Source organism: Microbispora sp. NPDC004025, assembly GCF_053604425.1.
Window position 1 is genome coordinate 324,949 of record NZ_JBSGHN010000005.1, and the last position, 25,017, is coordinate 349,965.

23 protein-coding genes are annotated in these 25,017 nt (G+C 71.5%); 8 read left to right on the top strand and 15 right to left on the bottom strand.

The window, feature by feature from the left end; all coding sequences use genetic code 11:
* Positions 1-9: 9 nt before the first annotated feature.
* The 4 genes from ACWEQG_RS16825 (at position 10) to ACWEQG_RS16840 (ending at position 4,389) form a co-directional block, all read left to right on the top strand.
* Positions 10-534 carry a hypothetical protein gene (locus ACWEQG_RS16825; protein WP_452285589.1) on the top strand — a complete coding sequence of 175 codons (525 nt, stop codon included), beginning with the start codon at positions 10-12 and terminating at the stop codon, positions 532-534.
* Positions 535-787: 253 nt separating this feature from the next.
* On the top strand, positions 788-1,246 hold the full coding sequence (locus ACWEQG_RS16830; RefSeq protein ID WP_452285591.1) for a DUF6220 domain-containing protein: 459 nt from the start codon (positions 788-790) through the stop codon (positions 1,244-1,246).
* Positions 1,243-3,387, top strand: a complete 2,145-nt coding sequence (locus tag ACWEQG_RS16835) for a multicopper oxidase family protein (RefSeq protein WP_452285593.1) — start codon at positions 1,243-1,245, stop codon at positions 3,385-3,387. Before ACWEQG_RS16830 ends, ACWEQG_RS16835 begins: the two co-directional genes overlap by 4 nt.
* A gap of 198 nt (positions 3,388-3,585) precedes the next feature.
* A complete protein-coding gene (locus tag ACWEQG_RS16840) occupies positions 3,586-4,389 on the top strand; it encodes a hypothetical protein (RefSeq protein ID WP_452285595.1) in 804 nt (267 codons plus the stop codon).
* Between the two features lie 90 nt (positions 4,390-4,479).
* On the opposite strand, the gene ACWEQG_RS16845 is transcribed toward ACWEQG_RS16840, so the two are convergent.
* From ACWEQG_RS16845 to ACWEQG_RS16895, 11 genes are all read right to left on the bottom strand, one after another.
* Positions 4,480-5,334 (bottom strand): N-acetyltransferase family protein, encoded by an 855-nt coding sequence (locus tag ACWEQG_RS16845; RefSeq protein WP_452285597.1) that lies wholly within the window; start codon positions 5,332-5,334, stop codon positions 4,480-4,482.
* A 125-nt stretch (positions 5,335-5,459) separates the two neighbouring features.
* The gene (locus tag ACWEQG_RS16850) at positions 5,460-6,317 is read right to left on the bottom strand and encodes a carbohydrate ABC transporter permease (RefSeq protein WP_452285599.1); all 858 of its coding nucleotides are present in this window, start codon (positions 6,315-6,317) and stop codon (positions 5,460-5,462) included.
* Positions 6,314-7,240, bottom strand: coding sequence for a carbohydrate ABC transporter permease (locus tag ACWEQG_RS16855; RefSeq protein WP_363461556.1), 927 nt, complete (start codon positions 7,238-7,240; stop codon positions 6,314-6,316). Before ACWEQG_RS16855 ends, ACWEQG_RS16850 begins: the two co-directional genes overlap by 4 nt.
* Before the next feature lie 7 nt (positions 7,241-7,247).
* A complete protein-coding gene (locus tag ACWEQG_RS16860) occupies positions 7,248-8,534 on the bottom strand; it encodes an extracellular solute-binding protein (RefSeq protein WP_452285601.1) in 1,287 nt (428 codons plus the stop codon).
* A gap of 359 nt (positions 8,535-8,893) precedes the next feature.
* Positions 8,894-9,493, bottom strand: a complete 600-nt coding sequence (locus ACWEQG_RS16865; RefSeq protein ID WP_452285603.1) for a GTP-binding protein — start codon at positions 9,491-9,493, stop codon at positions 8,894-8,896.
* The gene (locus ACWEQG_RS16870; protein ID WP_452285605.1) at positions 9,474-9,848 is read right to left on the bottom strand and encodes a DUF742 domain-containing protein; all 375 of its coding nucleotides are present in this window, start codon (positions 9,846-9,848) and stop codon (positions 9,474-9,476) included. The genes ACWEQG_RS16865 and ACWEQG_RS16870 overlap by 20 nt, the downstream gene beginning before the upstream one ends.
* A complete protein-coding gene (locus tag ACWEQG_RS16875; protein ID WP_363461562.1) occupies positions 9,845-10,267 on the bottom strand; it encodes a roadblock/LC7 domain-containing protein in 423 nt (140 codons plus the stop codon). Before ACWEQG_RS16875 ends, ACWEQG_RS16870 begins: the two co-directional genes overlap by 4 nt.
* Entirely contained in the window at positions 10,264-12,561 is a 2,298-nt protein-coding gene (locus tag ACWEQG_RS16880; protein ID WP_452285607.1) for a nitrate- and nitrite sensing domain-containing protein, read from the bottom strand. Before ACWEQG_RS16880 ends, ACWEQG_RS16875 begins: the two co-directional genes overlap by 4 nt.
* Positions 12,562-12,764: 203 nt before the next feature.
* Positions 12,765-14,330 carry a prenyltransferase/squalene oxidase repeat-containing protein gene (locus tag ACWEQG_RS16885; protein WP_452285609.1) on the bottom strand — a complete coding sequence of 522 codons (1,566 nt, stop codon included), beginning with the start codon at positions 14,328-14,330 and terminating at the stop codon, positions 12,765-12,767.
* 2 nt (positions 14,331-14,332) lie between these two features.
* Positions 14,333-15,229, bottom strand: coding sequence for a terpene synthase family protein (locus ACWEQG_RS16890; RefSeq protein WP_452285611.1), 897 nt, complete (start codon positions 15,227-15,229; stop codon positions 14,333-14,335).
* Complete coding sequence (locus ACWEQG_RS16895; protein WP_452285613.1) at positions 15,226-16,515, bottom strand: cytochrome P450; 1,290 nt, start codon at positions 16,513-16,515, stop codon at positions 15,226-15,228. The genes ACWEQG_RS16890 and ACWEQG_RS16895 overlap by 4 nt, the downstream gene beginning before the upstream one ends.
* A 726-nt stretch (positions 16,516-17,241) precedes the next feature.
* On the opposite strand from ACWEQG_RS16895, the gene ACWEQG_RS16900 reads away from it, so the two are divergent.
* Positions 17,242-18,333 carry a cellulose binding domain-containing protein gene (locus tag ACWEQG_RS16900; protein WP_452285615.1) on the top strand — a complete coding sequence of 364 codons (1,092 nt, stop codon included), beginning with the start codon at positions 17,242-17,244 and terminating at the stop codon, positions 18,331-18,333.
* Positions 18,334-18,552: 219 nt separating this feature from the next.
* On the opposite strand, the gene ACWEQG_RS16905 is transcribed toward ACWEQG_RS16900, so the two are convergent.
* Positions 18,553-19,467 (bottom strand): SDR family oxidoreductase, encoded by a 915-nt coding sequence (locus ACWEQG_RS16905; protein ID WP_452285617.1) that lies wholly within the window; start codon positions 19,465-19,467, stop codon positions 18,553-18,555.
* 87 nt (positions 19,468-19,554) lie between these two features.
* Between ACWEQG_RS16905 and ACWEQG_RS16910 the strand changes: the two genes are divergently transcribed.
* Together ACWEQG_RS16910 and ACWEQG_RS16915 are read left to right on the top strand one after the other, a co-directional pair.
* A complete protein-coding gene (locus ACWEQG_RS16910; protein ID WP_363461576.1) occupies positions 19,555-19,797 on the top strand; it encodes an EF-hand domain-containing protein in 243 nt (80 codons plus the stop codon).
* 116 nt (positions 19,798-19,913) lie between these two features.
* Positions 19,914-21,032: a PucR family transcriptional regulator gene (locus ACWEQG_RS16915; RefSeq protein ID WP_452285619.1), complete on the top strand. Its 1,119-nt coding sequence runs from the start codon at positions 19,914-19,916 to the stop codon at positions 21,030-21,032.
* A gap of 10 nt (positions 21,033-21,042) precedes the next feature.
* On the opposite strand, the gene ACWEQG_RS16920 is transcribed toward ACWEQG_RS16915, so the two are convergent.
* Entirely contained in the window at positions 21,043-22,167 is a 1,125-nt protein-coding gene (locus ACWEQG_RS16920) for an NAD(P)/FAD-dependent oxidoreductase (protein WP_452285621.1), read from the bottom strand.
* Positions 22,164-23,555: an ATP-binding protein gene (locus ACWEQG_RS16925; protein WP_452285623.1), complete on the bottom strand. Its 1,392-nt coding sequence runs from the start codon at positions 23,553-23,555 to the stop codon at positions 22,164-22,166. Before ACWEQG_RS16925 ends, ACWEQG_RS16920 begins: the two co-directional genes overlap by 4 nt.
* A 79-nt stretch (positions 23,556-23,634) precedes the next feature.
* On the opposite strand from ACWEQG_RS16925, the gene ACWEQG_RS16930 reads away from it, so the two are divergent.
* Positions 23,635-24,288 (top strand): helix-turn-helix domain-containing protein, encoded by a 654-nt coding sequence (locus tag ACWEQG_RS16930; RefSeq protein WP_452285625.1) that lies wholly within the window; start codon positions 23,635-23,637, stop codon positions 24,286-24,288.
* Between the two features lie 3 nt (positions 24,289-24,291).
* On the opposite strand, the gene ACWEQG_RS16935 is transcribed toward ACWEQG_RS16930, so the two are convergent.
* Entirely contained in the window at positions 24,292-25,011 is a 720-nt protein-coding gene (locus tag ACWEQG_RS16935) for a uridine kinase (RefSeq protein ID WP_452285627.1), read from the bottom strand.
* Between the last annotated feature and the right edge of the window lie 6 nt (positions 25,012-25,017).

The window sequence follows — 25,017 nt, forward strand, 5'->3', positions numbered from 1 at the left end:
TCGGCGGACATGAGCAAGAACCTCGTCATCGGCGGCCTGCTGGCCGCCGCCTTCGCCATGGGCCTGCCGACCGCTTCCGCCCACGCCGCCACGAGCCACCGCAGCACGAGCCCCACCAGCACGGCTCAGACCAGCACGGCTCAGAGCATCGCGAACCGGGCCGTGGCGGCGCCGCCGATCCACTGGGGTCCGGTGCGGTCCGGGTCCGGCCACCACGGCTACGCCAAGGCCGACGTGTGGACCACCCGTTTCACGGCGGAGACGTTCGTCGTCTCGGGCACGCTGTACGACCGCGACGCGCACAGCGGGCACTGCGCCTACGTCCGGGCCCGCTTCCACTACGCCGGCGGCGGCACCGGGTGGGCCCTGCCGAAGACGACCTGCGCGTCCCGCGCGTCCTTCCGGCTGTCGTCGGACGGACGGATCAAGCGTGTGGACGTCAAGGTCTGCGTGCTCGACGGGGCGCGCCGTACGACCCTGAAGTGCTACGCCGACGCAATCACCCCGGCCATCATCGCGAACTGGCCGCAGTGACCGTACTCCCCTCGCGGTAGCGGCGTACGGCGCTGATCCCACGGCGGTAGGCCCGACAGCCTCCGGGCGTGCGACGACGCGGACGGGCCCCGGCGGCCACCATCGAGACACCGCCAGGGGACGGACGGCGCGCCGGCTCACATACTCCCCCAGCGGTAGCCGGCGCGTCTCTCGACGAGGGACGCGCCGCCGGCCCACGTGGGACACGATCCCCGTGATCCCCGCAATCCGCTGACCGAAGGGAGCAAAGAGCGTGCGCAAGGTCTACGCCGCCATAGCGGGACTGCTGCTCGCCGCGGCCGCCGTGCAGATGTACCTCGCGGCCGTCGGCGCGTTCGACAAACCGCGGGACGACTCCTCGTTCGTCCTGCACAGCATGAACGGCATGATGGTCATCCCCGTGCTGTCGCTGGTGGCGGCCGCCGCCGCGGCGGCCGCCAAGGCGCCGGGCCGCCAGATCGGGCTGACCGTCCTGCCCCTCGGCCTGGTCGTCGTGCAGGTGCTGATCGTGGAGGTCGGCGGGCTGTTCGACGACAGCACCGGCAACACCACGCCCCTCTCCCTGGCGATCCTCGGCCTGCACGCCGTCAACGGCATGGCGGTCATCGGCGCCTGCGAGCTCGTGTTCCGCCGGGCGCGGCAGTTCGCCTGGCCCAAGCCGGGGCCACGGTCGCAGGACACCGCGGAGGGCCGTCCGGTTCCCGCCTCATGACGACCGACCGGCTCATGGCGCTCGACCTGCTCGTCTCGGTCCTGACCGCGGCGGCGTGGGTGAGCGCGGGCGTGGCCGCCGCGGCCCGCCGTACGAGGACGACCGCGGCCCTGTTCGCCGTGGCCCTGGTCGCGTCCCTGGCCCGGGTCTGGTCGGTCCTCGCGCTGGCCGGCGCCGGCTGGTGGTTCGTGCAGGAGAAGGTCACCCTCGCCCTGCCGCTTCTCTTCGCGACGGCGGCCGTCGCCACCGCGCTCGCCGGGCCGCGCGTCCTGCGCGCCGCCCGGCGACCGGGCGCGGACCCGCACGCCGTGCGGACGCCGGCGGTGGTGGTCCCGCTGCTCGGCGCCGGATACGCGGCGGCGGCCGGGCTCGTGCAGACCTTCCTGATCGGGTATCCGGCGGACCCCGGCACCGCTCTCCTCCTCCTGGCCGTCGTCGCCGGGGCCGTCCTGGTGACCTGGAGGGCGTCCGGCGGGATCGTCCCCGGCCTGCGGACGGCGACGGCGGCGACCGCGGTGGCCGCCGTGCTCGGGACGGCGCTCACGTTCGTCCCGGCCACGGAGGGGACCGCCGCGGCGCGAACCCCGGCGGAGGGGGCGGCTTCGGCGGGAGCCGGTGCGGAGGGAGCCGGTGCGGAGGGAGCCGGTGCGGCGGGGGCCGCCGGCTCCGCCGCCGAGCCGGACTCCGGTCACGGGGACCACTCGGCATCCGGAGACCACTCGGCATCCGGAGACCACTCCGCCTCCGGGGACCACTCCGCCTCGGGGGCGCCGGTCTCCGTCGCGGGCGGGCCGGTTCGCCCGGTGACGGCCCTGCGCGGCCCGGCCGTGCCGCCGCCTGGCGGCGCCGTGCGCCGGTTCACGCTGACGGCGCGCACGGCGACCGTCACGCTGTCGTCGGGCCGGAAGGTGGCCGCGTGGACCTTCGACGGCCAGGTCCCCGGGCCTCCGATCACCGCCGTCCAGGGCGACCTCGTCGAGGTGCGGCTGCGCAACGCGGACATCACGTCGGGGGTGACGCTGCACTGGCACGGCTACGACGTGCCTTCGGGCGAGGACGGCGTGCCCGGCCTCACCCAGGAGGCCGTGCCGCCCGGCGGGGAGTTCGTCTACCGCTTCGTCGCGGCCCAGGCGGGGACGTACTGGTACCACACGCACGAGGTGTCCGACCTCGGCGTACGGATGGGGCTCTACGGCACGCTCGTCGTCACGCCGAAGGGGGCCGCCGCCACCGGGGTGGACCTCACGCTGCCCGTGCACACCTTCGCCGGCACGACGGTGACGGGCGACCACGACCAGCCCCTGGTCCGGCAGGCCGCGCCCGGCACGCCGGTACGGCTGCGCCTGATCAACACCGACAACACGCCGCACCGGTTCACCCTGGCGGGCACGCCCTACCGGCTGGTGGCCGTGGACGGGACGGATCTCACCGGGCCGGGCACGCTCGACCGTGCCGGCCTGCGGCTCGCCGCGGGCGGCCGCTACGACCTCGCGTTCACGATGCCCGCCGGCCCCGTCGTCCTGCGCACCGACGACCGCTCCGACGCCGTGCGGCTCACTCCCGGACCGCCCGGCACCGGCACCGGCGAGGGCGCGAGCACGGGCACGGGCACGGGCACGGGCGACGGAGCCGTGGAGGGGAGCCGCACGGAGGACTGGCCGGAGCTCGACCTCACCCGGTACGGCGCTCCCGCTCCCACGCCGTACACGCGGCGGAGCCGCTTCGACCGTGACTTCACGCTCGTCCTCGACCGGGGACTCGCGCTCGCCGGGGGAAAGCCGGCCTACGCGCACACGGTGAACGGCCTCGCCTTCCCCGACATCCCCACGGAGGTGGTCAGAGAGGGCGACTTGGTCCGGCTCACCGTGGTCAACCGCGGCCGGGACACCCACCCCTGGCACCTCCACGGCCATCGGGTGCTCGTGCTCTCGCGTGACGGCCGCTCCCCCACCGGCAGCCCGCTGTGGCTCGACACCTTCGACGTACGGCCGGGCGAGGTGTGGGAGGTGGCCTTCCGCGCCACCAATCCCGGGCTGTGGACGAACCACTGCCACAACCTCAGCCACGCCGACCTGGGGATGATGCTGCACCTGGCCTACGAGGGGGTGACCACGCCCTTCCACGGCGCGCACGGCGGATGAGGACGGCGTCCGGAAGCGCGTGCGCGAGGTCGAGGACCGTGAATCACCCCCCTTTTCCCTGGTGTGTCGGGTAAAAATTCCGGGCGCGAATTCGACCGAGGTGTAAACGCAGGGTAATCAGATCAGAACTTCGGGTGAGCACCACTGGCCCGGGTCCCCCCGGCCGGGCGTGGGCGATGCCGACCGAAGGGAGAGATCGTGAAAGTCGCCGGAAGCATCGTTCCCGCGCTGGCGGCGTGGGCCGCCACGGGGTGGATCGTCGCAGGCCACCCCGCACCGGCGGTCGCGGGTCCGGCCAGTCCCGCCGTGGCGGACCGGGCAGGCACGGCCGCCGTGGCGGACCGGGCCGTTACGGCCCGGGCCGTCTCGGGCGCCGCGTCTCGGGCCGTCTCTGGCGCCGGGGGCCACCACACGCCGGGGATCGCGACCCGCCCGGCGTCGGATGTTCCGGGACGTCCCGTTCCGGGCCTCCCGGCGGTCCGGCCGCCCGGTCCCGGTGAACCCTCCACGTCGGGACCGTTCGGGCAGATCGTGCGCGAAAGCGGACGGGGGCCCGGTGTCGTGTGCACCTACCGGCTCCGGGGCGTGCACCGGGGAGGCTTCCTCAACGTCCGCGAGGGCGCCGGCATACGCCACGCCCCCGTCGCCAAACTTCGACCGGCCGACGGAGGCTTCTCGGGTTCCTGCACCGCCACCGGCGGCTGGATCGCGGTGAAGACCGCCGGCGGTGCGTCGGGCTTCGCCGCCGCCCGCTATCTCCACAGGCTCGACCTCGGCGGGCGGCCCTCGCTGTCGTGCGTCTACCGCCTCCGGCACGTGCGCAAGGGCAGCTATCTCAACGTCCGGGAGGGCGCCGGCGTCCACCACGCTCCCGTGGGCAGGCTGCGACCGGCCGGCGGGAACATCGCCGGAGCCTGCGACGCCACCCGCGGCTGGGTGGCCGTCGACAGCGCCGCCGGCATTCCCGGATGGGCCTCCGCCCACTACCTGCGGAGGCTGTGACCCGGACCGGCGGGGCACCGTCCCGCCGCATCCCCCCGGCCGCCGTCCTCGTCCCCGGTGTCCCCCTGGCCGGGGACGGGGGCCGCCGGTCTAACCCAGGTCGGGATGGGGGATGTAGCAGTCGAGCCGCATGAAGTCCTCGCTGGTCATCAGCGTGTCCATGTCGCCGATGCGCCAGCCCGCCTCCAACAGCAGAGGCAGCAGCGGATGCGTGCCGGGCACCGCCAGATGCACCCGCGCGGCCCCGGGACGAGCGTTCGCCGCCTCCAGCACGATGTCGGCGCAGTCCTGGGGAGTCGCACCCCCGGCGGGCCCGATGACGACCGTGTCTCCGGTCACCCTGGCGAACGCGTAGCCCGGCCCGCTGACATGCAGGGTCACGCCGGGCAGCCCGGCGTACCAGGTCAGCGTCGCGGACCGGTCCCCTCCGGAGACGTGGGCGTCCATGGCCGCCGCCGCGCGGACCTCGGCCTCCCCCGGCCCGTTCTCCCCCGGCCCGTTCTCCCCCGGCGCCGCCGGTCCGCTTCCTCGCGAGGCGGGCCGGCCACCGAGCGGCCCCCGCGTGAGGTACAGCAACGGACAGCGCGGGCGCATCCCGTTCCTGACATACAGGGCGAAGGCCCTCTTGTCGTCGGACGCGAAGGTGACCCTGGGCGTGTCGCGTGGCAGCAGGCGGGACAGGATCGCGCGGCCCAGTCCCGACGACTGGTGGTCCGGGAGGACGAACAGGTCGCCGAGGTGCGTGACCGTTCCCCGGCGCAACGTGCCGCCGAAGCCCGCGATCGTGCCGCCCACCTCGCCGACGAGCACCGCGCCGAACTCGCGTTCGGCGTCCACGAAGTCCGGCCGCTCCGGCCACGTGCCCAGCAGGCCGTAGTGGTCGGCGACGGCGCGAAGACCGGGCATGTCGGCGTCGGCCGCGGCACGGACGATCGGATCCGCCATCGGTGCTCCCCTCTGCGCGTTCTCCCCTCGTTCCGTTCACCTTAGGGCGCTGTCGTCCTCCCGATCACCGCCGGGGCATCCGCGCGGGACGTGCCCCGGGCGGAACGGGGAAGAACGCGTGGGGATCAGCCCTTGACGGCCCCCGCGGTCAGGCCGCTGACGAGCTGGCGCTCGGCCACGGCGTAGAAGCCGAGGGCCGGCAGCATCGCGACCACGATGTAGGCCATGACCCGCGCGATGTCCGTCGCGTACTGCCCCTGGAACTGCTGTACGCCCAGCGGGATGGTGAAGAGGCTGTCGTCGCTGAACACCACGAGCGGCAGCATGAACTGGTTCCAGCTGTTGACGACCGCCAGCACGGAGACCGTGGCGATCGCGGGCCGGGCCATCGGCAGCAGGATCCGCCAGAAGAAGCCGAACGACGAGCACCCGTCGAGGATCGCCGCCTCCTCGATCTCCCCCGGGATGGCCCGGAAGAAGCCGCGCAGGATGATGATCGTCATCGGCATGCCGAAGGCCGCCTGCGGGAGGATCACGCCGAGCGGGTTGTCGAGCAGCCCGAACATCCGCAGCAGCACGAACAGCGGCAGGATCGCCACCGCGAACGGGAACATGAGCCCGGCGGCGAACATCGTGAACAGCGCTTCGCGCCCCCGGAAGGCGAACCGCGCGAACACGAAGGCCGCCATCGCGGACACCGCGACGACCACGAGCGTGGTCAGCACCGCGATGTACGTGCTGTTCCAGAGCATTTGCCAGAACGACGCGGACGCGAGCACGCTCGTGTAGTTCTCCGGCACCCAGGGGTCGGGCAGACCGAGTGGATTGCTCGACAGCTGCCGGGTGGTCTTGAAGCCGCCGAGCACGCCGTACAGCAGCGGGATGCCGACGAACAACGCCGTGATCACGACGATCGCGTGCAGGGACAGGCTGCGCAGCGGACCGCCCGACGTCGGAGACTGCCTGTGACGTTTCGCGCTCATCGCTGGTCCCTCAGCACGGTGCTCGCTCCTTCGAGATCGCGGCGCATGACGTATCTCTGGTAGAAGAGCGCGAACACGAGGCTGATGAAGAACATCACCACGCTGATCGCACTCGCGTAGCCGACCTGGAAGCGTTTGAAGCCGAACTGGAACATCGTGACGGCCATCGTCTCGGAGGAGTGCGACGGGCCTCCGCCGGTGATGATCCAGACCAGGTCGAACAGCTGGATCGCACCGATGACCGACAGGAACACGCTGATGCGGATCGTCGGGCCGAGCAGCGGCAGCGTGACGTAGCGGAAGGTCTTCCAGCCCGTCGCGCCGTCGATCTGGGCGGCCTCGGTGAGCTCCCGCGGGATGCCCTGGCGCCCGGCGATGTACAGGATCATGTGGAAGCCGAAGTACTTCCAGGTCATGACGATGAACACCGACATCATGACCGTCGAGGGGTCGGCGAACCAGTCGAGCGGGTCGACACCGAACCAGCCGAGGATGTAGTTGGCCAGGCCGTCGGTGGGCGACAGGATCATCATGAACAGGACCGCGGTGATCGCCTCGGACAGGACGTACGGGGCGAAGAACAGCAGGCGGAAGAACGCCCGGCCGCGGATCTTCTGGTTCAGCAGCATGGCGATGCCCAGCGAGAGGGGCAGCTGGATCGCCACCGACAGGATGATCAGCAGCAGGCCGCGCCACAGGTCACCCAGGAAGACCTCGTCCGCCAGCACGCGGGTGAAGTTGGCCAGGCCGATGAAGTCCGTCGGCAGCCCGCGCATGCCGTTCCACTTGAACACGCTCGCGTAGAAGGCGAGCAGGATCGGCGCCACGACGAGCCCGAAGAAGAGCACGAGGGCGGGGAGCAGGAACAGGAGGATCGTGGTGAACCCCCGGAGCCTGAGGCTCCGGGGTCTCGTCGTCTTCACGCGACAGTTACTCCGACTTCGCGGTTTCCGTGATGGCCTGCGCCACCTGCTCGGGCGTCTTGGTCCCGGCGATCAGCTGGGCCACGGAGTCGTTGACCTCCTGGCCGACGGCCGGCGGGTACGCCTGGTCGAGGTAGAGCTGGAACCCGGTGGCCCCGGCGAGGTTCTTCGCCACCACGCTCAGGTTCGGGTCGGTGACCGCGTCCTCCTCGCCCTTCAGCACCGGGAGCACGCCGCCGGTCGCGACGGCCTTGCGGTGCTCGGTGCTCTCGGTGAGGAACTTCAGGAACTCGATCGCCTCCGGCGGAGCCTCGGAGCCGATCGCGAAGCCGCCGCCGCCGCCGAAGGCGTCGGTGACCGCGCCCTTGCCGCCGTCCACGGCCGGGAAGGGGAAGAAGCCGAGGTCGTCGCCCAGGCCCTTGCCGGCGTCGTTCTGGACCGCGGGCGCCCACTGGCCCATCAGCTCCATCGCGGCCTTGCCGTCACCCATGGTCGCGGCCTGGCCGCCCGGGTCGCCGTACGTCGCGCCGAGGTAGCCCTTCTGGAACGGCTGGAGATCGGCCAGTTCCTTCAGCTTCTGCCCCGCCTGCACGAAGGCCGGACCGGTGAAGTCCTTGCTCTCGCCCGCCTGCTTGAGGGCGTCGAGGCCGCCGATGCGCATGGAGAGGTACGCCCAGTAGTAGTGGCCGGGCCACTTGTCCTTGCCGGCGAGGGCGATCGGGGTGACTCCCGCCGCCTTCAGCTTCTTGACGTCGTCGACGAACTCCGACCAGGTCGCCGGGGGCTGGGCGATCCCGGCCTTCTTGAACAGCGCCTTGTTGTACCAGAAGCCCACCATGCCGATGTCGTCGGGGATGGCGTACGTCTTGCCCTCGACCTGATAGGCCGACAGCGCGGCGTCGGTGAAGGTGCCGATCCAGTCACCGGTGTCGGCGCTCAGGTCCTTGACCAGGCCCGCGTCGACCTGCTGGCCGAGCACGCCGCCGCCCCAGGTCTGGAAGATGTCCGGCGCCTTGCCGGACTGCGTGAGCGTCGTCAGCTTCGCCTTGAACGCCTCGTTCTCGTAGGGAACGCTCTTGATGGTGATGTTCGGGTGCTTGGCCTGGAAGTCCTTGATCGCCTGAGCGCCGTAGCTCTTCAGGGGGTCCGTGGTCCAGATGTTCCAGAACTCGACGGTCACCTTGCCGCCGGCTGAGCTCTTGCTCTCGCCGGCGTCGTTCCCGGTACTACCACATCCCCCGAGGACCAGTGCCGACGCCGCAAGGAGCGCCACACCTCGCCGACTCAACTTCACGGTGGTTTCCCTTCTGGATTCCGACCGAAACTTTCGGCTTTCGTCCGATAGTTTCGCGATGTGGCGTACGTTACAGTGGGGTAAGGCTCATATCAACGGCTGTTGTCCACCTGTTACGCATGGTCGACGGCGAAGGACAAAGCGATCGGCCTACGATGCCCAAAAGGGATGAATAGGTAGCAATCGGGCAGTATTAACGGACAGCCGAAACCGTAGCGGCGCCCGGCAGGGGAAGGGCCGGCACGCGGAGGCGTGTACGAAAACACCGCTCGCCACGAAACGTAAACTCGCGCACAGCAGACATAAGCCATGCACGCAGAGGAACCCGACGCTGCCGGGTGCGGATACGACGAAAAACGTCAGCGGGCGGTGGCTGTGGGACGCTTTCCGTAGGCGTGCTTGACGAGCTCGATCAGGACTTCCTTGCCCGATTCCCGCTTGCGCGCGTCGCACAGCATGATCGGGACGTCCTGGCCGAGGTTGAGGGCGAGCTTGACCTCGTCCAGGTCGAAGACCGGAGCGCCCTCGAAGCAGTTGACCGCGACGACGAAGGGCGTGCCGCGGCGCTCGAAGTAGTCGACGGAGGGGAAGCAGTCGGCGAGCCTGCGAGTGTCCGCCAGCACGACCGCGCCGAGCGCCCCCCGGGCGAGCTCGTCCCAGACGAACCAGAAGCGCTCCTGGCCGGGGGTGCCGAAGAGATAGAGGACGAAGTCCTGCCCGATGCTGATCCGGCCGAAGTCCATGGCCACCGTGGTGGTGGTCTTCGCCTCGACCCCGGACAGGTCGTCCACGCCGACGCTGCGGTCGGTCAGCGTCTCCTCCGTGCGCAGCGGCCGGATCTCCGACACCGCGCCGACCATCGTCGTCTTGCCCACCCCGAAACCCCCTGCGATCAGCAACTTGATCGCCGTGGGCATCTTCGGGGGGGGCTGCGGCGAATCAGAGCGCCCGAAGGCCATCGAGCACCGCCTTGTACATTCGCTCGTCGAGCACGTCCGTCTCCGGTTGGGGCTGCTGCACGGCCAAGAAACCCCGGTCGAACAGGTCCCCGAGGAGGACCCGGACGATCCCGGCCGGCAGGTCCAGATGGGCCGCGATCTCCGCGACCGACAGCGGCCTGCGGCACAGCCGCACGATCGCCTGGTGCTCGGGGTCCAGCCCGACCTCCGTCCCCGTGGTGGGCCGGATCGTCACCGCCAGCGAGATGAGGTCGAAGCGGTCCTGGGCCTCCGTACGGCCGCGTGCGATCACGTACGGCCGGATGGTCGGCGCGTCGAGTAGGCGCTCCTCGTCCGGGAACCCTCCGGCGTTCACAGGTGGACCTCGCTCCCCGTCGTGGTGCGGGCGGGCGAGGTGAGGTACTGCCCGACGCGCGCGACGAGCATGGCCATCTCGTAGGCCACCAGGCCGACGTCGGCGTCTCCCGTGCAGAGCACGGCCAGGCAGGCGCCCTTGCCCGCCACGGTCACGAGCAGGTAGGCCGACTTCATCTCCACGATGGTCTGCCGGACGGGCCCGCCCTGGAAGCGCTCGCCGACACCGCGTGCGAGGCTCTGCAGGCCGGAGGCGACGGCGGACAGGTGTTCGGCGTCCTCCACGCCCAGACCTTGCGAGCCCGCCAGCAGCAGGCCGTCGGTGGACAGCACGATGCCGTGCTCCACCTCGCGGATCCGTGCGACGAGGTCGTCGAGCAGCCACGCGAGGTCCGCGGAGGGCCCGGTCTTCTGCGTCACAGGTTGTCCTCCTCTTCGCCGAGCAGCTTCGCGGCTTCGGATCTGCCGCGCCTCGTTCCCGACTGGAACGAGCCCATGATCTTGCGGATGTCCTCGGGCGACCGGTCCTCGTCGTCCGCCGTGGCCTCGCGCCTCGGCTCCTCGGCGAGCGCGGGAGCGAGGTTGGCCTGCGGCACCCGGAACGGCAGCCCCGACGGGGTGAACCCGCCCGTGGACGCGAGCCTGTCCGGCTCGGCACCGCCGGAGGGTGGGGCGCTCGGCACGGGCCTGGGCGGCTCGGGAGCCCTCGGCACGGGAACCACCTCCTGCACTGGTTCGGGAACCGCGTCGGGCACGCCCACCAGCGCGATCTTCCGAGCAGCGGGCTCCCGCCGTCCGAGACCGGGACCGGTCTCCTCCTCAGGCGCGACGTTCTCGCCCTCGATGACGAGGTCGCGCGGCAGCAGCACGACCGCGGTCGTGCCGCCGTAAGGCGACGCCTTGAGCGACACCTTGATGCCGTGCCGTTCGGCCAGACGGCTGACGACGTACAGCCCGAGCCTGGCGGTGCTCGACAGGTTGAACTCGGGCGGGTCGGCGATCCGCTGGTTGGTCGCCTCCAGGTCCTCGGCGCTCATCCCGAGGCCGCGGTCCTCGATCTCGATCGCGTACCCGCTGGCCACCGCCTGGCCGCCCACCTGCACCATGGTGTACGGCGGGGAGAACGACACCGCGTTCTCGATCAGCTCGGCGAGCAGGTGGATGACGTCGCCCACCGCGCGGCCGATGAGCGCGGTCTCCCCCATCGGCATCACGGTGACGCGGGTGTAGTCCTCGACCTCCGCCAGCGCGCCGCGTACGACGTCGACCATCGGCACCGAGCGCCGCCACGCGCGGGCGGGGGACGCCCCGGACAGGACGATGAGGTTCTCCGCGTTGCGCCGCATGCGGGTGGCGAGGTGGTCGATGCGGAACAGGTCCTTCAGCTCGGCCGGGTCCGACTCGCGCCGCTCCATCACGTCGAGCAGCGTGAGCTGACGGTGCACGAGCGACTGCGTCCGCCGGGCGAGGCTGAGCAGGATGTCGCGGATGCTCTGCCGGAGCTGGGCCTCCTCGACGGCGGTGCGGATCGCGGTCTCCTGCACGGTGTTGAACGCCGCGCCCACCTGGCCGATGACGTCGGGCCCGAAGTCGAGCGGCGGCGCCTCCGCCTTGACGTCGACCTTCTCACCCTGGGCGAGGCGGGAGACGACTCCGGGCAGCCGCTCGTTGGCCAGTTCGAGCGCGGCCTCGCGCAGCTTCTCCAGCTGGCGCACCAGCGCCCGGGCCGTGGTGACCGACAAGATGATCGACGCGATGACCGCGATGAGTCCGAGCACGCCGGCCAGCAGGAGGCGGGCGACGACCGCGACGGCGACCGGGGTGGTCCGTTCGACCAGGCGGTCACCGGCGTCCAGGATCGTCTTCTGGAGCTGCGCCAGGGCGGGTTCGGTCGCGGTTCTCCACTGCTCCGCGCCGATCGGCGGCAGGCCGCCCGGGCGCGTGCTCTCCATGACGGTCTCTTCGAGCGCCCGCAGACGGGTGAAGGTCTGGCTCCGCTCCAGGCGGCCGAAGACGGCACGGTCTTCGTCGGGCAGCGCCTGCACGGCCTCGCTGTGGTGGAAGCGCTGCGCGCCGACGATCTGGGAGAAGCGCGCGCGTTCCTGAGTCGTCAGCCGTCCCGCCGACAGCGCGCCGGCGAGCAGGGCGTCCTCCTCCGACAGCAGCTCCCTCGCCTGGCTCAGCTCGATGAGCGCCCGCGTGTCCTCGGCGACGGCGTCGTCGTCCAGCGTGGCGAGGGCGTCGTACGTGCGGTAGACGGAGTCGATGACGGTGGTGTAGCTGTCGAACGCCTTGACGCGGTCCGTCTGCCCGCCGTCGACGAGGCCGCGGTTCTTGCGCAGTCCGTCCAGCTGACGGATCATCTCGTCGATGCGCCGCCGAAGCACGTCGTCGGCGGCGAACTGCACGTCACCGCCCTTGGAGAGGCGGCGGAAATCGGCGGCCGCGGCGTCGGTGCGGGCGCGCTGGGCCGCCATGGCGGCGCGGTCGGCGGAGGAGTTCTGGGCCAGGAGCACAGCTGTGAGCCGCCGCTCCTGCTGCAACTCCACCAGCAGCGTCTCGCTGGGCTGCGCGATCCCCTTGTCGTACACCGCGACCCAGACGAGGTTGAGCCCCTCCCGAAGCGTCACCCACGCGGCGAACGCCCAGAGCGCGACAAGGGACACCAGCAGCGCCGCCACCTTGGTCCGCACCCTGGAATTGCGGAAGCGCATGAGACCACCTTGCGAAATCGGCGATACGCGAGGTTCTCGCGACGATTAACACTCGCACGACGTCATGGGCCGCAAGCGCTGCTCACCCCACACCCGCGCTATAACTCGGACACCTTAGCAAAGGCCCCGAAAAGCCCTCAAGTCGAGAATAAAGCGGCGTAAATGTCCGCTTTTCCGAATTCGACGGATTTTCCGTGACGAGATCATACTTGACCGACGGGCCTCACACCAAGTGATCTGGACTGTGCGAGGTGGCTCGCGGCGAGGACGGCCGCACGGACGACCGCCAGGGGCCGGTAGAGATCCTTGTCGTGCCACAGCGGCGGCCCTTCGGCGACGTCACCGGACCTCAGCAGGTAGTCGTACCCACGCGCCGCCGCGGCCCGCACCCGTTCCCCGCTTCCGGCGAACAGCAGGAGCTGCAGGGCGTAGGCCGTCTCCTCCGCCGTGCCGGACCACCTGCCCCAGGATCCGTTCTCGCGCTGGGTGTCCAGCACCCAGTCGACCGCGGCGCGCACCGCCGGCGCCGCGCCGGGGCCGGCGAACTCGTGCAGCGCGAGGGAGCACGACACGGTCGCGTAATACGGCGAGGCATGCCAGCGGTCGGCCCAGCTCCCGTCCTCCCGCTGTCGTTCGCGCAGCCAGGCCGACAGCTTGCCGATCGCCGGGGCGTACCGCGCCGCCTCCGCCGGCCGTACCCTCGCGTACTGGCCGAAGGCGTCCAGCACGTGGGCGTTCACGCTGACCGAGGAGCCCCCCTCCCCTTGCCAGGTGCAGAAATGCGTCGGCGTCTCGAAGGCCCACAGGCTGTCCGGCTCGTACGGCATGCCGAGCAGCGCCAGAGCGTACAGCGCGACGGACGTGGTGTCGGCGTCGGGCGGCAGGCCCTCTCCCGCGGGAGTGCCCACGGGACCGATGGCCGCCCGCAGGTCCGCCAGCATCTCGGGAGGGACCTCGAACGGGATTCCGGCGCGGGCCAGCCAGCTCAGCACCCACCCGCGCTCGAACACGGTGATCGGCAGGCCCACCGGCACCGGCCCGCCGTGCCTGCGCACGATGGCCTCCAGGTGCCAGCGGACCGGATGCGCGGGCTCGCTCGGACCCCTGTCTCCCAGCCACGCCGCGCTCGCCGCCGGCGAGGCGCCGACCGTGCCGATCTCGGTCACGGGGACCACGGCCGCCCCGATGGCCGCGTCACCGGCGATCTCCAGCGCGTGCAGGAGCTTCTGCGGGATCTCCGCCTCCGACGCCAGCCAGGCGCGGACCGCCTCCAGGGGCGCCGCGCTCATCCCCACGGGCAGCGTCAGTGGATCGCTCATCCCGTTCTCCGCGAGGTGCTCGTTGATGAGCGTGACCAGGGACGGAATGATCAGTTCGATCGCCGGCATGTCGGGCAGCGACAGCCGGGCGTCGCTGAGACACCGCGACAGGCGCCGCAGCCCGCGCGCCGCCGCCTGCCGCAGCGTCTCCACGCCCACGCCGGGGTCGTCGCCCCGGCGCAGCACGGACAGGAGGGCCTCGGTCGCGCTGAGGCCGGGCACCAGCCCGTAGCCTTCCGGGGCTCCCCAGCCGCCGTCGCTCCGCTGGCTGTCGAGCAGCCAGCGCACGCGCTCGCCGTGTCCGGTGAGCCAGGGGGCCAGGGTCACCAGGCGCCCGGTCTCGTAGATCGACGGGGACACCTGTCCCCAGGGCATCGACATCAGCCCGAGCACCAGGTCCTGCGCCTCACGGGGGACGTCGGCCGCCACCTGCGGGGCAAGGTCGTTCACGCTCACAGTTCGCCCCAGTAGTCCGCCAGCCCGTAGAAACCCGTGCTGTAGCCGATCTGTCGTTCGAGGTAGGCCGACTCGTCCGGGCGGACCGACCGCAGCGGCCCGAGCACGGCGTGGCATTCGGCGGTGAGGGCCGCGACGCGCGCGAGCACCTCGTCCCGGGGCACGCCCAGCAGGAGAGCGTTCAGGTCCCCCCAGGCGACGTCCCGCTCGTACGTCGCGACGTCGTTGAGCAGGCGCAGCACGCGCTGGACGATGCCGCTCGCCCGGAGCAGCCCGTCCAGGTGGGGGACGAGGAGCGGATCTCCGGCGTGGATCCAGTGCCCGACGTTGACCAGGGTCGAGCCGAAGTTGTCGGCGTTGCCGAGATACTCCTCGAACGTCGGCAGCGCGGCCTCACCGCCCTGTTTCCACTCCCACTCGCGGGCCATCGCGCCGAGCATCCGTTCGAGCTCGGCTCGCCAGGCCTCGTGGAGGCCCGGGAACAGCGGGGACGCGGAGAGGTCGTCGCGGATGGCGGACAGGAACCGGGTGAGCGGCGTGCCCGGGACCGGCTCGCGGCCGTAGGCCACCGCGAGGCAGCCCCGCACGATCTCGTCGATCTCTCCGTGCGAGGTGGCCTCATGGTCGATCAGCCAGTCGACCGCGAAGATCCACAAGGACGTGCGGTTGGCGATCCTGAGCTGCTCCGCGGTCGCCCACGGAGAGCCGAACGCGTTGGCGAGGGACACCGTGGCGAACAGCGTCGCGTCGAACGGCTTGGCGGCGAACAGCTCGGGGAAGGCCGCCGCGCACTCCTGCAGGTCTCGCTGGCAGCGCGCCGCGAGAGCGCTGGTCCTGCCACTTGCGGCCGCTGCCGCCAGGTGCGCGGCGTCGCGGCTTCGTGCCGAGGTCATGCCGCGGCGCCCCCGCCGACGGGGACCAGGCGCACCTCGACGAGCTCCTTGGGGCGCAGCGACGCGGCGGGGAACAGTGTGAGCGGACGGGGAGCACGCACCTGCGGACGGAAGCGGGCCAGGAGGCCCGCCACCATCAGCGGCGCCTCCGCGTAGAAGAGATGCCGGCCGATGCAGACGTGGGGACCGCCACCGAACGGGAAGTAGGCGTACCGGTGACGGCGCTCCTGGGCGCCCTCGGCGAACCGCTCCGGATCGAACTCCTCGGGACGGTCCCAGAACTCCTCGAGACGATGGGTGACGAAGGGGCTGATCAGCAGCGTGGCGCCGGCCTCGATCGGCACGTCGCCGAGCAGGCCCGGCCTCGCCGCCATGCGCGGCAGGATCCAGCCCGGCGGATACAGCCGCAGCAGTTCGTCGAACACCGCCCTCATGTACGTGAGCCGGGGCAGGCACGCGGCGTCCACCGGTCCGCGCCCGACCACGGTCTCCACCTCCTCGTACAGCCGGGCGGCGACCTCGGGATGGTCGTGGAGGACCGGCCACAGCCAGGTCAGCGACACCGCCGTCGTCTCCACCGACGCGCCGTAGATGCTGACGAGGTCGTCCCTGATCCGCCGTTCCGCCTCAGGGCCGTCCTCGTCCCGGCGGGCGCGGGCGAGCGCCGAGATGATGTCGTTCCCGTCGCCCGGCTCCCGCAGAGACTGCCTGACCAGCGGCATCAGGACCTCGTCGATCGTCTTGACCGCTCGTCTGAAGGCCCGGTCGCCCGGCATGGGAACCCATTCCGGCGCGAACGGCAGCAGCAGCCGCGAGGCGAAGGAGGTGGCCGCGATCCCGTACGCGGGGCCGAGTCGTTCCGCGTCGGCGACCGAGATCTTGCTGCCGAACAGGACGCGGATGACGGTCTTGCTCACGAGGCGGCCCATCTCCGCGCAGATGTCGATCCACCGTCCCGCCCGCGCGTACGGCTCCAGCGCCGTGATGCCCTCGTCGATCGCCTCGGCCATGTCCTGGGTCAGGCCCGCGACGTATCTGGCGGTGAAGAGGGGCTGCATGACCCGCCGGGCGGACTCCCAGTCCGGCCCGTCGCTGATGATGCTCCTGCCGGCCAGTCGCTCCACCGGCTTCCAGAGCATGCCCTCGCGCGGATGGTTGTCCCAGTCACGGCGCAGTACGTGCTGCACGTGGTCCGGGTGACTCACCAGGTAGGGACGGAACGGCCCGAGGCTCAATCGGACGACCTGGCCGTGCGTCTGCCTGGCGAAGCTCCCGAGCGCGTTCACCGGGTCGCGCAGCAGCGGACGGAGAGTGCGCCGTAAAGGAAGGGCGGGGGGCCTCACGGGCCGACGGATGTTGATCGCCTCGGAGGTCACGGCCGTCTCTCTCTCGCAATACGCGTGTGGCCGGACGCCCCTCGCCTGGGCCTCGTCCAGCGGCCACACCGGACATCACTGGCGGAGTATCACATGATCCGGTCGAAATGATCAAGATTCCGGCCTAGTGATACTTTTGTAGGCATTAGTGACCAGTTGAGTCGTGGGCGGCTTTTGTTGCCTCCCGCGGGCCGAGTGCCGCATTGTGACCAGCGCAAACAGAAGAGGCCGGGCCTTCACGGCCCGGCCTCTTCACGACGCGTCGTCAGGAGTGGCTGGTCACCAGCAGCGCGATGCCCACGAGGATGACGATGGGGATCAGCCACACCACGACCTCGCCGAGGAACTCCTTGTACATGGGGACCGAATCCTCTCGGTGACGTGCGGAAAGTTACCCCGAGCATATTCGCTCGCGCCGGGCACGGGAACACGGCACCGTTCCCCGGCGGCGCGGGGCGGGATTCCCGCGCCGGGCGAGACCCTGCGTGCCGGAAGCGACGCTCACCGAGATCGCAAATTCATCGGATGAAACGTACATGCATCCCCGCTGGTCAGGGCTTATGCCCCGCGCCGGCTCTGGGCCGGGCGGCGGGCCGCTCTCTACCATCGCGCCGGACAGGACGAGGGAGAGACGCGATGTCGAAGAGAAGTGTGGTGACGGCGGCCCTGCTCCTGGTGCTCGGGCTGCTCGTCGCCCGGCCCGCCGAGGCGGCCACGGTGCGGATCATGCCCCTGGGCGACTCGATCACCGGATCGCCCGGCTGCTGGCGGGCCCTGCTGTGGAACAAGCTGCAGAGCGGCGGCTTCACCGACGTCGACATGGTGGGGACCCTGCCCGCCCAGGGATGCGGGGTGCCGTACGACGGCGACAACGAAGGCCACGGCGGCTTCCTCGTCACGAACGTCGCCGACCAGAACCAGCTTCCGGGCTGGCTCTCGGCGACCCGTCCCGACATCGTGATGATGCACTTCGGCACCAACGACGTGTGGAGCAACAGGCCCACCGCCACGATCCTCGCGGCGTACGGCAAGCTCGTGGACCAGATGCGGGCGAGCAACCCGAACATGAGGATCCTCGTCGCCCAGATCATCCCGATGAACCCGAGCACCTGCCCCGAATGCGCCCAGCGGGCCGTCGCCCTGAACAGCGCGATTCCGGGCTGGGCCGCCTCGAAGACCACGGCGGCCTCGCCGATCGTGGTCGTCGACCAGTGGACCGGCTTCAGCACGAGCGCGGACACCTACGACGGCGTCCACCCCAACGCGAGCGGCGACCAGAAGATGGCGGACAAGTGGTATCCCGCCCTGTCGGCGCTGCTCGGCGGTGCGCAGCCGTCCCCGAGCCCCGGGTCCCCCAGCCCCAGCCCCAAGGTGAGTCCCAGTGTGAGCCCGTCGGCGTCACCCTCGGCGCGGCCCAGCCCCTCCGGCTGCGCCGCGAGCTACAAGATCACCAACCAGTGGGGCGGCGGCTTCCAGGGCGAGGTCACGGTCAAGAACACGGGCACCGCTCCCGTCAGCGGCTGGACCGTGACCTGGACCTTCGCCGACGGGCAGCAGGTCACCCAGGCGTGGGGCGGCAAGGCCACGCAGAGCGGGGCGAGCGTGACCGTGAAGAACGAGAGCTGGAACGGCTCCCTAGGTGCCGGCGCGAGCACGACCTTCGGCTTCATCGCCTCATGGAACGCCGCCAACTCCACACTGGTGCCGGGCTGCGTGGCGTCCCTCTGACCTCGGCCGGGCGGGCCGCTCCCGGCCGGGGTGGAGGGACCTGAGCCGCCGAAGTGCTCGGATCATTCGGCGAGGGCGCCGCGACCGCGCGGGCCGTCCCCGTCCGCCCCGGCCGCCCGTCGGTCCCGTCGGTCTCGGCGGTCTCGGCGGAGTGCGCCGGACCGACGCGGCGACGGGCGGACCGTCGGGCATGTCGCCCGGCGGCGGCGGGGCGCCGTGTCAGCGGTAACCGGTGACGTCGGCGGGGAGGCCGCGGTCCTGGACCTCGACCATGTATCGCCAGCAGTCCGGGCGGCTGCCGTCCACGTCGGTGAAGCCGTACACCTGCGCCAGTTGGCCGCTGGACAGCGACTGCCCGTTCCAGCGGCTCGCCTCCGGGTCGGCGGCCAGGGCCGCCACCGCGCGGCCCACGAAGGCCGGGGTCTCGGAGATCGCGAAGTGCGGCTGCTGGGCCAGCGCGTCGCGCCAGTTTGCCTCCGTCACCCCGTAGTGCTCCAGCATGAGCTCCGAACGCAGCCAGCCCGGCGTGAGCGAGACCGCGGTCGCGCCGTGCGGCGCCAGCTCCTTCGCCTGGCCGAACGCCATGCGGTTCACGGACGTCTTCGCGAGGTCGTAGAAGAACGAGACGCGGTAGTTGGCGGCGTTGTACTCCGCCGTGCCGTCGGTGACCTCGACCACCAGGCCGCCCGGCTTGCGGATCAGCAGCGGCAGCGCGTAGTGGCTGGTGATGATGTGCGTGTCGATCGCCAGCCGCAGGATGCGCAGGCCGTCGTCGAGCGAGTGCTCCCAGAGCCGGTCCTTCCAGCTGAACAGCAGCTCGCCGCCCCAGATGTCGTTGACCAGCACGTCGAGACCGCCCTGCTCGGCGTCGATCCGCTCCACGAGGCCCCGCACCTGCTCGCGGTCCAGGTGGTCGACCGGCACCGCGATGCCCCGCCCGCCGGCGGCGGTGACCAGCTCGGCCGTCTCCTCGATCGTCTCCGGCCGGTTCATCTCCGAGCGCCGCTCACGGGTGGTGCGGCCGGTCACGTAGACCGTCGCCCCCGCGGCGCCCAGCTCGACCGCGATGCCCCGGCCCGCGCCTCTGGTCGCCCCCGCGACCAGTGCGACCTTCCCCTGAAGGCTTCTCGTCATGACCGCCATGCTGGCAGACGCCACCGACAGAAACGGCTCCCGCCGCTTGGCCGCGTTCTCTGGGGGCAGCGCGTGCTTTCAGCTAGTGTGCTGATCGCGATCCCGGAGGAGGACGGCATGAGCGAATATGCGGCGACTTTTCAACTTATCGACGCCGATGGGGATGGACGAATCTCCGCCGAGGAGCTCGTACGCCTGATGGAGGTGCTCGGCCGGCCGCTCACGCCGGAAGGCGCGCAGAGCGCGATCGACAAGGTCGACGCCGACCGCGACGGCCTGATCGACCTGGAGGAGTTCGGCGCCTGGCTGAGCGGCCACAGCGGGCACTGAGCGGCGCTGAGCGGCAATGAGCAGGCACTGAGCGGGGCGTTGAGCGGACGCTGAAGGGCGACGACGAGTTCTGGGACGCGGTGCCCGCGGGCGTCGCGAGACTGCTGCGTCCCCGGATGGGCGACGTCGCGGACCGGATGATCGCGGAGATCCAGCGGCGGGTGCCCGAATACGCCCGCCCGGCGGACGAGGTCTACATCAAGGTCCTGCGGCTGTCGGTCAACCAGGCGCTGCGGGGGTTCCTCGAACGCATCGAGAACCCGCGGGCGCCGTGGGACCCCGAGGTCTTCCGGACGATCGGCAGGGGCGAGGCCGCCGAGGGGCGCGACCTGGAGCCCTTCCAGACCGCGATGCGGCTGGGCGCGCGGGTGGCATGGCGGAGGCTCACCGAGCAGTCCGAGCAGTTGGGCCTCGACCCGCGGACGCTGTACGACCTGGGCGAGGCCATCTTCGTCTACCTCGACCAGCTCGCCGACGCCGCGGCGGAGGGCTTCGCCGAGGCGCGGGCGCACGCCGCCGGCGAGATGGAGCGCCGCCGCCGGAGGCTGCTCGACCTGCTGCTGACCCGGCCCGCGGCCCCGGCGGAGGCCGTCGCCGACCTGGCCAGGGCGGCCGGCTGGCGGCTCCCCCGCACGGTCGCGGGAGTGGCCCTGGAGGAACCCGACGGCGGTCCTCCCCTGCCGGTGCTGCCGCCGGACGTGCTGGCCGGGCTCGACCGCGACTGCCCGTGTCTCGTGGTGCCGGATCCCGGCGGCCCGGGACGCGTGCAGGCGCTGGAGAGCGCCCTGCGCGGCCGGCGGGCCGCGATAGGTCCCGCGGTGCCGATCGCCGCCGCCGCGAACTCGCTCGGCTGGGCGAGGGAGGCCCTCGACCTCGGCGCCCGGGGCGTCCTCCCCCGGCAGGGCCTGCTGCGCTGCGCCGGCCACATGGCGACGCTGGTCGTCTTCAAGGACGAGGATCTCGTGGCCGCGCTGGCGGAGGTGCGCCTCGCGCCCCTCGCGCACCTGCGCCAGACCCAGCAGGACCGCCTGGCCGAAACCCTGCTCGCCTGGCTGCGCCACGGCCGGGGCGTCGCCGAGGTCGCCGCGGCGCTCCACGTCCACCCGCAGACCGTGCACTACCGGCTGCGCCAGATCGAGCAGCTGTACGGCGACGCGCTCGCCGACCCCGACGTCCGGTTCGAGCTGGAGATCGTCCTGCGCGCCCGGCAGGCCCGGCAGACCCCGCCCGGCTAGCTAGCCCTCCCTACGGCATGGTGCCGCCGCTGGTGCGCAGGCCCCGGGCCGCCTGCCGCTCGTGCAGGCCGAACCGCGCGTCCGGCTCCCGCCGGCCGTCGAGGATCTCCGCGACATAGCCGGCGAGGGCCGGGGCGTGCTTGAAGCCGTGCCCGGACTCGCCGCCGAGCAGCCAGACGCCGTCCTCGATCTCCGCGATGATCCACTCGGCGTCCCCGGTCAGCGCGTACTGGCAGACCTGGCTGAACACCACCGGCGCTCCCACCAGCGAGGGGAACCGCCTGGCCAGGTAGGAGCGCGCCTGCTCCTCGGTGTGCCGCAGCACCCGCCTGCCGCCGGTCTCCGGGTCGTACGGCTCGCCCTCGGCGTCACCGGTGATCTTCATGCCCATGCCGTCGAGGTCGCCGTGCCCGTACGCCGCCAGGTCGTAGTCGCAGAAGGCGGGCAGCGGCGGCGTGGTCCAGTCTCTGGGCACGCCGAAGTGGAAGGTGTCCTGCCGCGTCACCTGGACGTGTCCCGCCTCGTGCGGGAACAGCCACGGCAGCCACGCGCCGCACGCCCACACCACCCGGTCCGCCGTCAGCACCTCGCCGTCCGCGACGACCCCCGCTTTCCGCGCGTACGGCACGGCCCGGGCGCGGACCTGCCGGACACCGGCGGCGCCGGCCAGGCGCGCGGTCACCTGCGTCGCCCGCCGGGCCCGCAGCAGTCCGGCGTTCGGCTCCCACAGCACGAAGGCGAGGTCGTCGACCCGCAGGCCGGGGAACCGCCGTGCCGCCTCGTCAGGATCGAGCAGCTCGCGAGGGATGTCCAGCCGCTCCAGGACCCCGGCGCTGCGCGTCTCCCAGCCGTCGGGGTCGCGGGCGAACCACATCAGACCGGACTCGACGTACAGGTCCTCGCCGGTCCTCTCCTCCAGTCGCCGCCAGGCGTCGCGCGCTTGCCAGGCCAGCCGGGGGTACCAGTCGTCCGAGCCGTGCGCGCAGCGCAGCAGGCGGGTCTCCCCGGCGCTGGCCTGGCGCACGTGCCCCGGCGCGTACTGCTCGACGAGCGTCACCCGCCAGCCCTCGTCGGCCAGTCGCAGCGCCAGCGACGCCCCCCAGATCCCCGCCCCCACCACGATCGCCGACTTCATCGGGCCAGTGCTTCCGGCGAGGGCGAGAAGATGTCCGCGGCCGTGATCGTCATCACTCCGGGATCCGCGTTCGTCACCTGGGTTCGCGCGCAAACCGCGTAACGCAGCCGCGTGGGGTCGGGCACGAGCCGGGCGGCCTTCTCCGACAGCTTCGCAACGAGCCGGCGCGCCGAGACCGACCTGGCCCACTTCGCCTCGCCAACGAGCACCGGCTCACGCGTCCGGCCACGCAGGACGACGGCGTCGATCTGGTTCTGCCCGTCGGCCTCCCACCAGGGACCGACCGCGACCACCTGCGGGTCGATCTCCGCCGCACGCCGGCGCAGGTGGTCACGGAACGCCTCCTCGTAACGATCGCCCATGTGATCGTCCAGTCCTTCCAGGATGACCGGCAGGATGGTCTCTCCCAGGCCGATCTCGATCCTCGACCTGTTACGCATCAGTGGCCCGAGATAAAAGCTAAGGAAGTTGTCGCTGATGCGGTAGATCTTACGTTTTGACTTCCTCTCATCCTCAGTGACCGGAATCAAGCGTTCGACCAGCCGGAGTTCGATGAGCCGCTCGAGCGTACGGGTGGGATCGGTCCCGACCGCGTCGGCGATCTCCTGGAAGCGGGTTCGTCCCGAGGCGATGGCGTCGAGCACCGCCGCGGGCTGATGCCCCGACCCGAGTTCGGTGGCGAGAATGAGCCGTCCTTCGTTGTAGAGCGGGGCGGCAGGCCGTATGGCGAGACGGCGGAGGTTGGATTCGACGGACTCGCTCTGGTCCCACAGAGACAGGTAGAGAGGTACGCCTCCCACAATTCCGTACACCATGGCCCGGTCTTCCGCGGACAACTCCGGCAGCATCAGCGCGGCCTCATGCGGGCGGAACGGGTGAAGCTGGAGAGCGAGGTCGAACCGGCCGTAGAGCGGCGCCCTGTACTCCTGCATCTCCCACATCGCGCGCACCGACGAACCGCTGAGCAGGATACGCAGTTTCGTCCGCCCCTGGATGCGGTCCAGCACTCCGCGCATGATGCCGGGAAGATCCGGGGACATGGCCGACAGCTCGGGGAACTCGTCCAGAACGAGCAGAAGAGGCTCCTGCTCGGCCTGAGCCGCCAGATGCTCGAATGCGTCGTACCAGTCCCGATAGGGATTGACGTCCAGTTGCCGCAGCCCGCCGGGCAGGGCCGCGGCCACCTCTCGGGAGAGCTGTGCCAGCTCGAAGGCGGGGGCGCTGCCGGCACCCGTGTAGAAGACGAACCTGCGCCCCTCGGCGAAGCGGCGAATCAGAGCGGTCTTGCCGACGCGCCTGCGGCCCCAGATCAGCGCGGGGCGCGGGTACGCCTGCGCCCACCAGTCCTCGAGGGCGGCAAGTTCCTCGACCCTGTTCACGAAGCCCATAGCCCAAACCTACATTGCACGTAGGCTACTTCGAATGTAGGTTTCTTGCCGCCGCACCGGGGCGGCGATAATCGGGGACATGATGGCGGCCGAGTCGGCGCAGACGCTCGAACGTGGCTTACGGCTGTTGCGGCTGCTCGCCGACGCGCACCGGGGCCGCACGCCGACCGAGCTTGCCCAGGAGCTGGGCCTGAGCCGGCCGATCGTCTACCGGCTCCTGACGACCCTGCAGGCCGAGGGCTTCGCCCGGCGGGACGCGCAGGGCCGCGTGCATCTCGGTTTCGGGGTGCTCGTGCTGGCCCAGGCCGTGCATCCCCTCCTGCGGGCGGCGGCGCTGCCGGCGCTGCGCGCGCTCGCGGAGCAGGCGGGGGCGACCGCGCACCTGACCGTGGCCGAGGGCGACGAGGGCCTGGCCGTCGCGGTGGTCGAACCGTCCTGGACCGACCTCCACGTCGCCTACCGCGAGGGCTCGCGTCATCCGCTGACGCGCGGCGCCGCCGGGCTGGCGCTGCTCGCGCTGCGCCGGGGCCGTACGGATCCGGCGGTGCACACGAGCAGGGGACACCTCCAGGAGGGCGCGCAGGGCATCGCCGCGCCGGTTCCCGGGCCGCCGTGGCTGGAGGCGTCCGTCGGCGTGGTCAGCTTCGCCGACCTCGACGCGGACAAGGTGGGCCCGCTGGTCCTGGAGGCCGCCGAACGCCTCGCGACCGCCCTGTCCGAACCCCCGCGCTGACGTTCACCACTTCAGCAGCCGCGGCTCGGTGAAAACCGTGTTGTCCACGATGACGTCGGCCCGCGCCAGCGGATCGGCCTCCGCGATGTAGAGGCGCTCGGCGGGCAGATAACGGTGCAGGTGCAGCGCCTCGGCCTCGGACCCGGCCCAGTCCTGGTCGCGTTCCGCCCCGCGCCGCACCGAGGTCTCCGGCGTCACCTCCATCCAGACGCGCAGGTCCCAGTACGCGTCGATCTCCGGGCGGAACGCGAACACCCCGTCGACGATCGTGATCGCGCCGGGCGCGGCGGTCGTCCGCACCGACGAGTGGTCCACCTGGGTGAGCGGGTCGATGGAGCACAGCGCGACGTCCCCCGAACCGCCCGGCCCCGCCGGTTCGAGCAGCAGGGCGATCGCCGCGTCGTAGTCGTAGGCGTTCCGGTAGTACCCCTCGCCCGACTCCCGGTCGTACAGGTGCCGGTCACGCCACGGCCGCTTGAAGTCGTCGAGGCTCGCCCGCAGCACGGGGCGTCCCGCTCGGGCGAGGTGCTCGGCGAGCTCGTGCCCGAAGCTCGTCTTCCCTGCCGCCGTGAACCCGTCCACGCCGACGCGCAGGCGGCCCGTCCCGAGAGCGAGCACGCGTTCCGCCACCCGCCGGACCAACGCCGTCCGCGCGGGGGACCCGGGCGCCGGCGTGGGCTGCCGCCAGGTCGAGACGGACAGGTGGATCTCCGCTGTGCTCATGACGCA